Annotated in this window: 16 protein-coding genes; 10 read left to right on the top strand and 6 right to left on the bottom strand. The window is 62.5% G+C overall.

The features are described 5' to 3' along the window. Nucleotides 1-49: 49 nt before the first annotated feature. Together ACNPM8_RS00990 and ACNPM8_RS00985 are read right to left on the bottom strand one after the other, a co-directional pair. Entirely contained in the window at nucleotides 50-235 is a 186-nt protein-coding gene (locus ACNPM8_RS00990) for a hypothetical protein (protein ID WP_332489049.1), read from the bottom strand. Nucleotides 236-321: 86 nt separating this feature from the next. Then, nucleotides 322-957 carry a GntR family transcriptional regulator gene (locus ACNPM8_RS00985; RefSeq protein ID WP_105656097.1) on the bottom strand — a complete coding sequence of 212 codons (636 nt, stop codon included), beginning with the start codon at nucleotides 955-957 and terminating at the stop codon, nucleotides 322-324. 130 nt (nucleotides 958-1087) lie between these two features. Between ACNPM8_RS00985 and ACNPM8_RS00980 the strand changes: the two genes are divergently transcribed. The 6 genes from ACNPM8_RS00980 to rraA all read left to right on the top strand — a co-directional run bounded on the left by ACNPM8_RS00980 (nucleotide 1088) and on the right by rraA (nucleotide 6800). Continuing rightward, nucleotides 1088-2401 (top strand): MFS transporter, encoded by a 1314-nt coding sequence (locus tag ACNPM8_RS00980; protein WP_448939049.1) that lies wholly within the window; start codon nucleotides 1088-1090, stop codon nucleotides 2399-2401. Between the two features lie 34 nt (nucleotides 2402-2435). Beyond that, a complete protein-coding gene (locus tag ACNPM8_RS00975; protein WP_448939048.1) occupies nucleotides 2436-3656 on the top strand; it encodes an alpha-hydroxy acid oxidase in 1221 nt (406 codons plus the stop codon). 56 nt (nucleotides 3657-3712) lie between these two features. Further along, a complete protein-coding gene (locus ACNPM8_RS00970; protein WP_332499084.1) occupies nucleotides 3713-4306 on the top strand; it encodes a DUF308 domain-containing protein in 594 nt (197 codons plus the stop codon). Between the two features lie 38 nt (nucleotides 4307-4344). After that, complete coding sequence (locus ACNPM8_RS00965; protein ID WP_286134039.1) at nucleotides 4345-4638, top strand: hypothetical protein; 294 nt, start codon at nucleotides 4345-4347, stop codon at nucleotides 4636-4638. Between the two features lie 207 nt (nucleotides 4639-4845). Beyond that, nucleotides 4846-6240, top strand: a complete 1395-nt coding sequence (locus ACNPM8_RS00960; RefSeq protein WP_286134064.1) for an amino acid permease — start codon at nucleotides 4846-4848, stop codon at nucleotides 6238-6240. Between the two features lie 83 nt (nucleotides 6241-6323). Beyond that, nucleotides 6324-6800: a ribonuclease E activity regulator RraA gene (gene rraA, locus ACNPM8_RS00955; RefSeq protein ID WP_448939047.1), complete on the top strand. Its 477-nt coding sequence runs from the start codon at nucleotides 6324-6326 to the stop codon at nucleotides 6798-6800. 16 nt (nucleotides 6801-6816) lie between these two features. Here the strand turns inward: rraA and ACNPM8_RS00950 are convergent, their stop codons facing one another. Next, nucleotides 6817-7125, bottom strand: a complete 309-nt coding sequence (locus ACNPM8_RS00950; protein WP_105656103.1) for a hypothetical protein — start codon at nucleotides 7123-7125, stop codon at nucleotides 6817-6819. Between the two features lie 291 nt (nucleotides 7126-7416). Beyond that, nucleotides 7417-7968, bottom strand: coding sequence for a CGNR zinc finger domain-containing protein (locus tag ACNPM8_RS00945; RefSeq protein ID WP_105656104.1), 552 nt, complete (start codon nucleotides 7966-7968; stop codon nucleotides 7417-7419). A 124-nt stretch (nucleotides 7969-8092) separates the two neighbouring features. Here ACNPM8_RS00945 and ACNPM8_RS00940 point away from each other — a divergent pair, with 124 nt between their 5' ends. The 4 genes from ACNPM8_RS00940 (at nucleotide 8093) to ACNPM8_RS00925 (ending at nucleotide 12397) form a co-directional block, all read left to right on the top strand. Beyond that, on the top strand, nucleotides 8093-9070 hold the full coding sequence (locus tag ACNPM8_RS00940) for an EamA family transporter (RefSeq protein ID WP_448939046.1): 978 nt from the start codon (nucleotides 8093-8095) through the stop codon (nucleotides 9068-9070). A 128-nt stretch (nucleotides 9071-9198) separates the two neighbouring features. Next, the gene (locus ACNPM8_RS00935; RefSeq protein WP_448939045.1) at nucleotides 9199-10722 is read left to right on the top strand and encodes a GMC family oxidoreductase; all 1524 of its coding nucleotides are present in this window, start codon (nucleotides 9199-9201) and stop codon (nucleotides 10720-10722) included. A gap of 170 nt (nucleotides 10723-10892) precedes the next feature. Beyond that, nucleotides 10893-11345: a MarR family winged helix-turn-helix transcriptional regulator gene (locus tag ACNPM8_RS00930; protein WP_448939044.1), complete on the top strand. Its 453-nt coding sequence runs from the start codon at nucleotides 10893-10895 to the stop codon at nucleotides 11343-11345. Beyond that, nucleotides 11342-12397, top strand: a complete 1056-nt coding sequence (locus ACNPM8_RS00925) for an FUSC family protein (RefSeq protein ID WP_448939043.1) — start codon at nucleotides 11342-11344, stop codon at nucleotides 12395-12397. The genes ACNPM8_RS00930 and ACNPM8_RS00925 overlap by 4 nt, the downstream gene beginning before the upstream one ends. Here ACNPM8_RS00925 and ACNPM8_RS00920 read toward each other — a convergent pair. Next, a complete protein-coding gene (locus ACNPM8_RS00920; protein WP_365942785.1) occupies nucleotides 12381-12704 on the bottom strand; it encodes a 4a-hydroxytetrahydrobiopterin dehydratase in 324 nt (107 codons plus the stop codon). The genes ACNPM8_RS00925 and ACNPM8_RS00920 overlap by 17 nt on opposite strands. 176 nt (nucleotides 12705-12880) lie before the next feature. Then, nucleotides 12881-13532: IS3 family transposase (locus tag ACNPM8_RS00915; RefSeq protein WP_448939042.1), on the bottom strand; the 652-nt coding region annotated here is incomplete at its 5' end.

Genomic DNA, 13532 nt, shown 5'->3' with positions numbered 1-13532 from the left:
GCAGTGAACTGGTCGTGCCTCGGCCACCCGGATCCGGGCTGGGCAACGACTAGTGCGTTGGACTGAGGGTGCGGCCGATACCGGTACGGGTCATTGCCGTTTCCCGGACGAGGGTCTCGCGTTCGGTGCCTTCGAAGATGTTCTCGCGGACCACGAAGAAGTCCACGTCCCCTGGCTGGCGGAATTGCAGCAGGTTGCCCCACTGCGCCGAAGAAGATCGCGTCGTGCCCGCCAAGCTTCTCACTCCGGTTATCGGGCATCATCTACCGGCGAGCACGGCGATGCTGTGTGCCTTGCCCATGATGCATCAATGGTTGGCCGCTAGTGATGTCCCAGCATGGCTCGGCGGATGGATTCCAGATGCAGCGTCATGGCCTCGGCGGCCGCTGAAGGATCTGAATTCTGTATGGCGGCAAAGATCGACTGGTGCTCGGCCAGCTCGTCCGATTGGGACATGTATGGCTGCATGGAAGGCAAGACGTAGTGGGCTCGGGCGGTTTGCGTGAAGCAGTTCTCCAGGCTGTCCACAATGCGGGAGTTGCGCGATGCCGCGGCCAGTTCGCTATGGAAGCACTGGGCGGCATGCATGGAGGCAATGGGGTCGGAGACCGCCAGCTTTTGCTGGGCTTCAAGGTGCCCGGCCAGGGAAACTACAAGCGCTGCCGAATGCATGCTGGCTACCTGCCCCGCCACATGCGGTTCGAGCAAGCTGCGCAGTTCCAGGACTTCATAGACATCATTCATCGAGATGGCGCGAACCAGATAGCCCTTCTTGGGCAGCACCTGCAGCAGGCCCTCGCTGGTGAGCTGGCGCAGGGACTCGCGCACCGGGGTCTTGGAGACCTCGAACTCCTGGGCCAGTGCCGGTTCGATGATCAGGCTTCCCGGGGCAAGTTCCCCGCGGTTGATGCGTTCGCGCAAGGTGAGCGTGAGCTGTTCGGAGAGCGAGCTGGCCATGGTTTTCCGATTCCTAAGGGGCGTAACTTGGCGACCTGATCTAGCTATCGCTCTGGGCAACACTCTAGTCTGGGATGAAATATATTTCAGGTATCTTACGGAACACCACTTTATCGCAAGGACTACGACTGTGCCGATCACCCAGAACTCTGCCAGCACGCAGCAAGCGCGCAACCGGCGCCGGGCCCTGTTCGCCTCTGTCTTCGGCACGGCCATTGAATGGTACGACTACGCGCTGTATGGCGCGGCCGCATCGGTGGTGATCGGTCCGCTGTTCTTCGCCGGAGCCGGAGAAGCGGCGGCCTCGATCGCGTCCTTTGCGACCTTCGCGGTGGGCTTCGTGGCCCGCCCGCTGGGCGGTGTGCTCATCGGCCACCTGGGGGACCGGTTCGGGCGCCGCCCGGCCATGCTGCTCTCGGTCATCCTGATGGGCATCGCCACCGTGGGCATCGGCCTGCTGCCGACCGCGCAGACCTGGGGCGTGTGGTCCGTGGGCCTGCTGGTGCTGCTGCGCCTGATCCAGGGATTCGGCGCTGGCGCGGAACTGACCGGTGCCATGACGCTGGTGGCCGAATACGTGGAGCCGAGAAAACGCGGGTTCTACACCTCGCTGGTGCTCTCCACCCCGCCGCTGGGCATCGCCCTGGCCACCGTGTGCTTCTTCCTGGTCTCGCTGGCCGGTGACGAGGTACTGCTCGGGTGGGCCTGGCGCATCCCATTCCTGGTCTCGGCACTGCTGTTCGTCGTGGCCATCTACATCCGCAACAAGCTGGAAGAGACCCCTGACTATGCCGCCGCCATGGCCTCGGCCCGTGCCGAGCAGCAGCAGGCCAAGCTCCCCATCGTGCAGGTTTTCGCCGCGCACTGGCGCCGCGTGGCCCTGGGCTTCCTGGCCATCACCGGGCATAACGCGGTGAACTACATCCTTGCGGTCTTCGCGCTGAGCCTGATGGTCACCAGCGGCATGGAACGCAGCCATGCGCTGCTGGCGGTCACCCTGGGCTCCTTGGTCTCCGTATTGCTCACACCGGTGGGCGGCTGGCTCGCCGATCGGTTCGGCGCTTCCAAGGTGCTGGCGGCGGGAAACATTTCAGGCTTGGTCCTGGCTTTCCCGATCTTCGCACTGATCTCCACTGGCGAGTTCGCCTTCGGGTTCCTGGGCATCGCCGCCGGCTACGCGCTGGTGATCCCGTGCACTTCCGGTGCCCAAGGGGCCTTCCTCACCGAGCTGTTCCCCGTCTCGGTGCGCTTCTCCGGGATTGCCATCGCGCGCGAACTGAACGGCGCCATCGTCGCTGGGCTCTCGCCGCTGATTGCCGCTGCGCTCTTGCAGGCGGGCAACGGCTCCATCGCGATGCCAGCGGGATACCTGGCGCTGTGCTGCCTGTCCTCGGCCATTGCAATCTTCATCGGCACCCGCGCAAGCTCGCGCACCCTGTACTAGACCGGCAATTTCCACCGAAGTAAAGGAACAACCCATGGGTAATCTCAAGCGCCAACTGCCCGACGTGGCCGAACTGGTCAGCCTGATGAAGTTCAAACTCCCCAGCACTAGCCCTCGCGCCGCCCGGCTGGCCGGTGCCGCCGACATCTGGGATCTGCGCAAGATCGCCAAGCGCCGCACCCCCGCCGCGGCCTTCGACTATGTAGATGGCGCTGCCGGGCGAGAAATCACCGCGACCCGCGCCCGAGCGGTGTTCGACAACGTTGAGCTGTTGCCGCGAATCCTGCACGGAACCGCGCAGTCGGATCTTTCCACCACCATTGCCGGTGCCCCATCGGCATTGCCCTTCGGCATCGCCCCCACCGGCTTCACCCGTTTCATGCACTCCGAGGGCGAAATCGGCGGCTCGCGGGCTGCCCGAGAAGCAGGGATTCCCTTCAGCCTGTCCACCATGGGCACCCGATCCATCGAGGAGGGCGCCGAGGCGGCCCCCGAGGGCCGCAAATGGTTCCAGCTCTATCTGTGGAAGGACCGGGAGAAGTCCAGGGCGCTGGTGGAACGTGCCGCTGCAGCGGGCTATGACACCTTGCTGGTCACCGTGGACACCCCGGTGGCCGGCCAACGCCACCGCGATACCCGCAACGGCATGAAGATCCCGCCGGAATTGACCGTGAAGACCGTGCTCGATGCGTCGTACCGACCCGAATGGTGGTACAACTTCTTGACCACCGATTCGCTGAAGTTCGCATCATTGTCGGATACGTCGGCAGACCTGCCAACGATCATCAACTCCATGTTCGATTCCTCCCTGGACTTCGAGGATCTGAAATGGATCCGCGAGCTGTGGAAGGGCAAGCTCTTCGTCAAGGGCGTGCTCACCAGCGAAGACGCTGCCAAGGCCCAGGCCGCCGGTGCTGACGGACTGGTGGTCTCCAATCACGGCGGACGGCAGCTGGACCGCGCGCCGATCGCCTTCGAGGCCTTGGGCGAAGTGCGTGCCGAAGTCGGCCCGGACATGGAAATCATCATGGATTCGGGCATCATGTCCGGCGCGGACATTGTCGCCGCGCTGTGCGCCGGAGCGGACTTCGTGCTGATTGGCCGCGCCTACCTCTACGGCCTGATGGCTGGGGGAGAGGAAGGCGTCAGCCGTGCCATCGAATTGCTGGCCAAGGAAGTGGAAGTGACTATGCAGCTGATGGGCGCGGCGAGCATCGGGGATCTTGGCGAGTCGCTGATTCGCCGCCGTGGCTGATGTGATTAACCCCGGGCGAAGTGGCGGTTAGTTCTATGAGCGGTAGAATAGAAATTGTGCCTGCACCAAAAACCACCCCAGTTCAAGCTTCAGAAGTTTTCCGCCCGGTCTTCCTGCGCGGCCTGACAGCCCTGGCCTATGCCCTGATGTCGATTTTCTGGATCGGCGCAGATGACAAGGTTGTCACTTACTCCACGGCAGCGTTCCTCGTTGTCACTGGCGTGTTCATGTGGCAGTACGTATCTGTGGAAAGCGCGCCGGAGAAGTCGCGCGCCCCCTACGCGCTGGGTGCGGGACTGATGCTTCTGGCTGGTATCGCCACCATCTTCGTCAGCTCGATTGCCTGGGTCGGCTATGTGGGTGCCTTTGCATTCCTGGCCGGAGGCATTGCCGAGCTCATCGTCTTTGCCAAGCATCGCGAGGCCTTCCCGCCGTTCAGGAACCAGCTGGTTACCGGCGCGGTGGGCGTGATCTTGGCCATTTCGCTGTGCTTCAGCGGTGGCATGGATGCGCACGCATTGTTCGGCCTGATTGGCGGCGGAACTATCGTTCTGGCCGTTTTCGCGCTGATTGCCGCCTTCGGCCATCGCCATGAAACGAAGGCAGCCGCCCCGACCACGATCAATTCGCCGGACCAGGAAAGCAACTAGTCTTTAGGTCTGCAGTAAAAGTAGAAACGGAGTTCCTGGTGGGAAACAACAAGAAGAAGCAACCGTGGAGCCAGTCAATCAAGGGCCCACTGAGCTTCTCGCTGATCCTGGCCATCGTCGCCGGCGTGGTCGGCCTGGTTAGCTCCACCGGCGGATCGCAGAATCCCTTGCGCTTCGATATCGGTTTGGCCTGTTTCGGCATCGCCTTTGTCGCAAGCCTGCTGGTCATCTCGGTGATGACCATGGCCGCCAAGGACAATGATCCTGACCTGGGAAAGGGGACCGGGGTAAACCGATCCTCATCCAACCCGGACAAGAAGTTTGAAGACTGATAATAAAGCTTAGCCACGCGGCATGACGCGCTGGGACTGTCCATCCACAGATAGTCCCAGCGCGTTGTCGTTTGCCGGGCCAATTGATCGAGGCAGGACGCCTCAAGCACGCACCAAGGATTTCAAGTGAGTAGCACGAGTATCTCTGATCAGCATGGCCGCACCCCACTGGGCAAGCAGCTGCGACGGCGCAAGTCCATCCAGGCGATGGCCAACGACGCCGCGAACAACGCCGGGCTCGGGACGCTCAAGCGCTCGCTGGGCGTCACCCAGCTAGTCATGATCTCCGTCGGAGCCACCCTGGGCACCGGCATCCTGGTGATCCTCGGATCTGCCGTTCCGGTCGCCGGACCGGCGATCTGGATCGCCTTCGTGCTTGCCGGCATCACCGCGCTGCTTTCGGCGGTCTCCTATGCCGAAATGGCGGGCATGGTCCCGGTCTCCGGCTCCAGCTATTCCTATTCCTACGCCACGCTGGGCGAAGGCATGGCCTGGGTGTGCGGTTGGTGCCTGGTCTTGGAATACGCAGTTTCCGCGGCAGCGGTGGCGGTGGGTGCCGGCGCCTACGTGAACCAGACGCTGGAGATCTTCGGCCTGGCTTTGCCCCAGGCCCTGGCCGCCGGCCCGGGCGACGGCGGCGTCATCAACCTCTCGGCATTGATCGTGGTCATCTTGGCGACCCTGCTGCTGGTTCGCGGTGCCCGCGAATCGGCCCTGGCCAACACCGTCATGGTGATCGTGAAGATCGCCATCCTCGTCTTCTTCGTGGTGGTCGCCTTCACCGCTTTCAATGCCGGGAACTTCGCTCCGCTGCTGCCCATGGGCGCCGCGGGCGTGACCGGGGCAGCGTCCATGGTCTTCTTCTCCTACATCGGCTTCGACGCGGCCTCGACCGCCGGCGAGGAAGCCAAGAATCCGCAGAAGGACCTGCCGCGGGCAATCATGATCGCCATGGTGCTGGTAACCACCATTTACGTGCTGGTTGCTGTAGCCGCCATTGGCGCCCGGGAGTGGAACTGGTTCGCCGAATCGGAAGCCGCCCTGGTGCAGATCGTTTCCGAGATCACCGGACAGAAGTGGATGGTCTTGGCCTTCGCCCTGGCTTCGGTGATCGCGATCGTCTCGGTGGTGCTGACCACCCTGTACGGGCAGACGCGCATCCTGCTCTCCATGGGCCGCGACGGCCTGATCCCGCGCTTCTTCGCCAAGGTTTCGCCCAGCACCCGCACCCCGGTCATCGGCACCTACGTCACCGGCGCGGTCGTGGCCATTGCCGCCTCGCTGATTCCTCTGGGCCAGCTGGCCGAAGCGACCAGCATCGGCACCCTGTTCGCCTTCTCGTTGGTAGGTGTCTCGGTAATGTACCTGCGCAAAACCCAGCCGGATACCCCGCGGACCTTCCGCGTCCCGCTGTATCCGGTGACCCCGATTCTGGGCATCGCTGCCTGCCTGTTCCTGATGTTCAACCTGGCTGGCATCACCTGGCTGGTCTTCGCCATCTGGATGGCTGTGGGAGCTGCGATCTATCTGGGCTTCGGCCGCCGCAATTCGCGCCTCGGCGCCTTGGACGCCAAGGCCTATGAAGCGGAACTGAATCTCTGACACTTTCGTCATGCGCTGGGGTTGCGGGCACTGCGGGCTAAGCTGTGTGGTGGACCACTATCGCAGCTCATGAAGGAAACACCATGCACCAGGAACCGATCAGCACCGCCGACCTCTACGACCAGCATGGGGATGCGCTGCAGTCCATCTCGGCGCAATTCCAGGACTTCGGCGGGCGGCTGTCCTTCCACGGGCCTGCACGTACCGTGAAGTGCCATGAGGACAACGGCCTGGTCAAGGAGATCCTGAGCTTCCCGGGCAATGGCGCAGTGCTCGTGGTCGATGGGGGAGCATCCCTGCGTTACGCCCTGATGGGTGACATGATTGCCGCGAATGCCGAAGCCAATGGCTGGGCCGGGGTCATCATCAGCGGCGCCGTACGCGACCGTGCGGCACTGGCTGACATGGAACTCGGGATCAAAGCACTGGGCAGCAACCCGCGCAAAACCGTCAAACGCTCGCACGGTTCGGTGGATGAAGTGATCAGCATCGGGGATGTGAAGGTCCGGCCGGGCGCGATGGTGTATGCGGATATCGACGGGATTCTTGTCGAAAACTAGCCGCTAGCCCATCCAGCTAGGGCTTGTCGCCTGCGCCTTCCCACTCAGCCTTGAACTCCTCGGTGCCCAAGGCCTCCAAATCCGCGCGGATCTGGACGATCAGCCGCTCAGCTTCTTCGAGGCTGGAGGTTGTCATGCGCAGAAGTACCGAATCATCTTGGCGGGAATGCACGACTACCTGGGGCTCGTTCGCTTCGTACTCGGCATCGCCCAACGTGGCAGAAGCCAGAGCTACAACCCAGCGGGCCGCGGCTTTCAATGGTCCGCTCTCAGCTGCTTCTATCCGTGCCTCGTAATCATCCGAAGCGTGGGTTTCCTGAGTCATGACCTGCCCCTTCCACTACTGCAACTGCCGGTATCCCGGTTGTGTGTTCATCATATGGCCCGGGCAAGGTAAAAGGCGAGGGGCATCGCCCAACGCCATTTTGGCCACGTGCTGGCCACCCATGCAGGAAACCTGATGGCCATGACAGGCGCTCCGCGCTGGTCACGGGCATGGGCGGTGGGCCCGAGGCCACAGCGAGCTACTCGGCCACGCTGCGGCGATGAAGTGCGCAGGGGCGCTGGCCGATCACGGACGAAACTAGACTTGGTGTGCTCAGTGTCGGGGTTCTGGCTAGTCGATACGTTTTCCGGCTTTGCGCGCACGGTAGGCGCGCACGTGCTCGCGGTTGGCGCAGTTGCCGGTATCGCAGTACAACTTGGAGCGGTTGCGCGACAGATCCAGCAGGGCCGCCTCGCAGTCCTCCGAGGCGCAGATCCGCAGCCGCTGCAATCCGCCGGAGCGGATCACTTCCGCCAGTGCCATCGCGGCGTCCACGGCCATGCGGTCGTAGAGCGGGGTGCTGTTGGTGGTGGCGTGCAGGTGGTAACCCAGCGATTCGCTCTTGATCAATTGAGGCTGGGCGTTGGCGTTGCGCAGGATCGCATTGACCCGGAAAACGGATTCTTCTTCGGTACCTATCCAGATGTTCTTCAGCTGGGAACGCAACTGGCGAATGGAGCGAAGCTCCGCCTGGTTGTGCGCGCGGGAACCTTCGAAATTCTCGGCATCAAGGAATTCATCGAGATCAGCGACGGTGGAGAGCATATCCACGATTTGCACCTCGGTATTCAGAAGGTTCACCACGGACTTCAATGAAGCTTCGATATCTGGGGCAAAGGTCATAATTCGTTCCTGGAAGCGGGGTAGATTGACTGCCACTCAAGCCTAACCGTATCGTCATGCTCATACCCCCATTTGCCCCTGAACGGCGGCATGAAATTCTTCGCGAAAGACTTCAAAGACCCTCATGAGCGACCTGTCTGATTCCGGCCTTCCTTCCGCCACTGCCGGTAGTCCAGTACTGCGCCAAAGCCAGTCCCGGGGGATTTGGATTGCGCTGGCATCCTCCGCGGCCTTCGGGATTTCCGGCTCCTTCGCCAAGGGGCTTTTCGAAGCCGGTTGGAGTCCCACCGCGGCCGTGGCCGCCCGCATGGCCGGCGCCGCGCTGGTCCTGGCGATCCCTGCGGTCCTGGCGATGCGCGGCCGCTGGACGTTGCTGCGCACCAACTGGGTGTCGATTGTGCTCTTCGGACTGTTCGGAGTGGGGGCCTGCCAGCTGTGCTATTTCTTGGCGGTGCAGCGCTTGGATGTCGGGGTGGCGTTGCTGCTGGAGTATCTGGCTCCGGTGCTCATCGTGCTGGTGCTCTGGGCCAAGCACCGGAAGCGCCCGTCGGCGGCAACGATCGCTGGCACCCTATTGTCATTGGCAGGCCTGGTGGCGGTGCTGGATCTGACCGGCGCCACGCGGATTGATCCGATCGGCGTGCTCTGGGGCTTGGGGGCAGCGGTGGGCCTGACCGTCTACTTCTTCATCAGCGCCAAGGTCGATGGCGCGCTGCCACCCATCATGCTGTCGGCCGGCGGCATGGCCGTGGGAGCGCTAACCATGCTGCTGGTTGGCGGCTTGGGAATCCTTCCAATGCAATGGGCCGCCGGCAGCGGATCATTTGCTGGATATGAAACCCCTTGGTGGCTGGCCTTGACCGGGCTGATCCTGATAGCCACCGTGTTCTCCTACACCACCGGGGTGATGGCCGCCCGGGAATTGGGGTCCAAGGTGGCCAGCTTCATCTCGTTGACCGAGGTGCTTTTCGCGGTGCTGTGGGCTTGGCTGCTGCTCTCCGAGCTGCCTGGTGCGGTGCAGCTGTTCGGCGGCCTGCTGATTGTGTGCGGCGTGGTGCTGGTGCGCGTCGATGAACTGCGTGCGGCACGCAAGGGGATCTAAGCGGCCCGTGGGCTGAAAAACGCGCACGCGATGCCAATTGTTGTGCGCCGGATGCCAAGGGAAAACCTGCTGACCTGTACAGGCTGGGAGAAACAAGTTTCGCAGGCATCCTAGCTGGAGGTAAACCCATGGGCGGCAAATCGGTCATCATCGTAGGCGCAGGTTCGGCTGGCTCGGTGGTCGCGCGCCGGCTCGTGGATGCCGGGGCGCGGGTGACCTTGTTCGAAGCCGGCTCCGAGGACACCAACCTTGCCATCCACGACCTCTCGCGCATGGGCGAGCTGTGGCATAGCAAGGACGACTGGGATTACCACACCGTCCCGATGGCCGGGGCAGCGAACAAGCCGATGCACCTGCCACGGGGCAAGGTGCTCGGCGGTTCCCACGCGCTGAATGCGGCCATCTGGGTGCGCTGCGCCCCGCAGGATTTCGATGACTGGGCCAAGGACTGCGGCGAGCAGTGGGCCTGGAAGAATGTGCTGCCGATCTACAAGGAAATCGAGAACTTCTCTGGCGGCGCCAGCGAATTCCACGGCAGCGATGGGCTGGTGCCGGTGGACAACGACTACGAGCTGGATGAGATCCACCAGTCGATTATCGACGCCGCGGTGCAGTCCGGAATCCGGTTCAATCCCGACTACAACGGCGAGCAGCTGGAAGGCGTTTCCAAGGAGCAGATCAACGTTGCTGGCGGCGAACGCATCAACACCTGGAAGGCCTATCTGAAGCCGGTGCGCGAGCGCATGGAAATCATCACGGATGCCGAAGTGCATTCGGTGATCCTCGAATCCGGATCCGCGGTAGGCGTGCGCTATCGGATCGGCGGGCAGCTGCAGGAGCTACGCGCAGATGAAGTGGTACTCTGCGCCGGCGCCCTGGGATCCCCGCAAATCCTGTTGCGCTCAGGCATCGGCCCGGCGGCCGAGCTCGAAGCAGCGGGCGTCATGCCGCTGCATGAGCTGGATCAGGTCGGCAAGAACCTGCATGACCACCTGCTGGCGCCGGTGATTGCCGAAACCACCACCCGCGCGATACCCGCCCCGCGTGCCGGAGTCTCCGTTTCGCAATCGCACATGTTCACCCGATCCCGCGAGGGCCTGGATCGCCCGGACACCCAGCCGATCTTCTTCGCCGTGCCCATGTACTCCCCGGGCATGGAACCGATCGACGGCACTGCCTTCACCTTGCACTCCGGGATCGTCACCCCGCACAGCCGCGGCGAAATCACCCTGAGCGGACCTGGCCTGGATGACCCGGTGAACATCGATTTGAACGCGCTGGATGATCCGCGGGATATGCAGGCATTCCTGGTATCGATGAAGCAATGCCGCGCGATGGTGGAGCAAGATGCCTTGGCCGGGGACTGGGGAGCCAGGGAAACCTACCCTGGTGAAGAAATACGCGGCGATGAGCAGCTGGAGGATTACATTCGGAACAACGTCGTGACCTACCACCACCAGGTGGGTACCTGCCGCATGGGCACGGATGCGCAGGCCGTGGTGGATCCGCAGCTGCGGGTACGCGGCTTGGAAGGGCTGCGCGTCATCGATGCCTCGATCATGCCCAAGATCACCACCGGCAACACCAATGCCCCGGCCATCCTCATCGGCGAACTGGGCGCCAAATTCCTCTTGGCTGATCTTCGGCTCTGACAGGCGGCGCACTATGGCCGTGGCCAAGGAGAACGAGCCCTCACCTTCCAAAAGACGACGATTCCGCGGACCGCAGCTGGCGATGGAACGCGCGCCAGCTGCGTGTGAGATACATCGAATAAACTGCTTCAGGGCGAAATCGTTTCAAGCTGAAATGATATTTTGAAGGGATGAACGAACACCGGATTCCGCAGTTCCAATGGAACTCGCTGAGCTATCTCACCGCCCGAGCCGGACGCATCGGCACCCAGGAGCTCACCGAGCTGATGGAATCCGAGTCCTTCTCCCGGCATCATTTCACCATCATCTGCGCGCTGGAGGAGTTCGGCGGCATCTCCCAGAACGACTTGGCAGATCGCTCGAATGTGAACCGCGGCCATCTGGTGGCCTACCTCGATCAGCTGTCGAGCCGTGGGATCCTGGAACGCGAAGTTGATCCGGAGGACCGCCGCCGCAACGTCATCACGCTGACTCCCGAGGGCCGGAAATTCGCTGCCCGGGCGATGGAGGCTGCCTCGCATAACGAAGCCAAGGTCTTCGGCGCATTGGATGAGCCGCAGCGGGAGCAGCTGCGCACCTTGCTGCAGCTGGTCGCTACGCAGGACGGCGAGGCACGCCAGTGAAGCGCCACTTAGAAGAAATAGTGCAGCGCAGCGTCGTCGTGGCCCCTCACCGCCCGTCGCTCATCCCGGCAGTCAAGGCGACGATCAGCCTGGCCGCGCCGCTGATCCTGTTGGCCGGCCTTGGCCGCCTTGACTGGGCAATGTATGCAGCGTTCGGCGCCTTCTGCGCGGTCTTCGGCCGTTTCGACGCGTACGCGCCGCGTTTCTGGCAGCAGCTCTCGGCAGGTATCGTGCAACTGGCCGCAATGCTGCTGGGCACCTATTTTTCGCTCATCGAGGCACCGTTCCCGGTACGCGTGCTCGTGCTGGCATTCATTGGTTTTGGCGCCAACTACGTCTCCCATGCCGCGCGCTGGATGCCGCCGGGACCGGTCTTCGCGGTCTTCGCCGGCGGCGCCTGCCTGGGCATCCCGGCCACTTCGCAAAGCTTCACCGGGGTGCTGCTGGCCGGCGACGGAACAATGGCCTTCAGCATGCTGCTGATGCTTGGCCTGTCGATGCGCAAAGCCAACCTGCTTCATACCCTGCGCTCCGGATACGCCTGGTCGCCCTCGCGCCGGGCCATGGCCCAATCGCTCCAAATGGGCACGGGCGTGCTGCTGGCGGGAATCGCAGGGCATCTGCTCAGCGACGGCCACTGGTACTGGGCCAGTCTCGGCGCGATCGCCGCAGTCACCGGCGCTGATGCCTATGCGCGGGTAGCCCGCGGGCTGCAGCGCTGCGCAGGCACCTGCATTGGCGTAGCGCTGACCGCAATAGTTTTCGCCTTCGATTCCCCGGTCTGGGTAATCCTGGCCGCTGCGCTGGCCTCGCAGTTCGTCATCGAGCTGGTGATTCTGCGCAACTATGCGGTGGGGATGGTATTCATGACGGTCACCGCACTGCTCATGGTCCACCTGGTCAGCCCTGAACCGGCCGCGTCCCTGCTCATCGACCGCATTTCCATGACGGCGCTGGGCGCTTTGGTGGGTGCGGTGCAGAGCATCGCCATTTCGCTGCTGGTGGCCCGCCGCCGCCAAGGCCGAACGCCGGGGGCTACCAGTGCTCGGTGACCACCTGCGCTTCGAGCTTGCCGGCCTCGATGGAGATATGGCGGGCTAATTCCAGATCCAGTGCTCCCAGATGCTCGGGCTGGTTATGCGCTAGGCGCAGCTCGACGATGGAAACCCGCCACTCCAGGTGCGGATGCCGGTTGTCCTGCTCGGCGCGCAGGCCTACCTGGACGATGAACTGCAAGGCCGTGCTCGCGCAATCGAAACGGTAAGCGGCCCGCAAACCCAGGTCATCACGCTTCCAATCAGGCAAGGCACCCAGCCTCTGATCGAATTCGAAGCGCGGTAACGGACCGGTTGATGCCATGGTTCTCTCCTCCAAGCGGCAGCGGGTCGGACTGTGCAAGTGGTTGCTGCCTGCCGCCATGATCGCATCGACCCCGGCGATCGCGGTAGCGATCCCAGCGACTATGCAGTTTGGCCCCGGCATCTGGCGATGTGAACTGGGTCCCAAAAGTTGGACGAGCTAAATAATAGTCCTGCTTAGGCTGCAAGGGTATGGCATCGATATTCCATCGGCGTCATACCCTTCAGTCGTTCCTGACGCCGACTGACGTTGTACCAATCAATGTACGTCTCAATCTCCACCTTGAGATCCTCGAAATCTGCGAAGTGCTCTCCATGGAACATCTCCGACTTGAGATGACCGAAGAAATTCTCCATGACCGAGTTATCGAAGCAGTTCCCTTTACGAGACATGGACTGCACCGCACCATGCTCCTGCAGCAAAGCCTTCCACGACCAATGCTGATACTGGAATCCTTGATCCGTATGGACCAGCAGCTTCTTCCCGAAATCTTTCGAACCTAAGGCTTGAGCCAAGCTCTGATTAGTGAACGCCGTAGTTGGTGACGAAGCGATCGTGTAGCTCAAGATGCTGTGGTCAAACAGATCCATGATGGGAGGCAAATACAGTTTCTCCTGGTCAACCCTGAACTCGGTCACGTCACTGACGTAAACAGTGTCCGGTGTATCAACATCAAAGTGCCGCGCTAACAGGTTTTCAGCGATCTTGCTCTGCTCGCCCTGGTACGAGTTGTAGCGTCGCTTAGGGCGCGCTTTGGACTGAAAATTTAGGATTCTCATGAGCTTACGGACCAGCTTTATGCCGATGGCCCATCCTTGAGCGCGCAGG

This window comes from Glutamicibacter sp. AGC46, from assembly GCF_053543715.1.
This window is presented reverse-complemented; position numbering and strand designations above follow the sequence as displayed.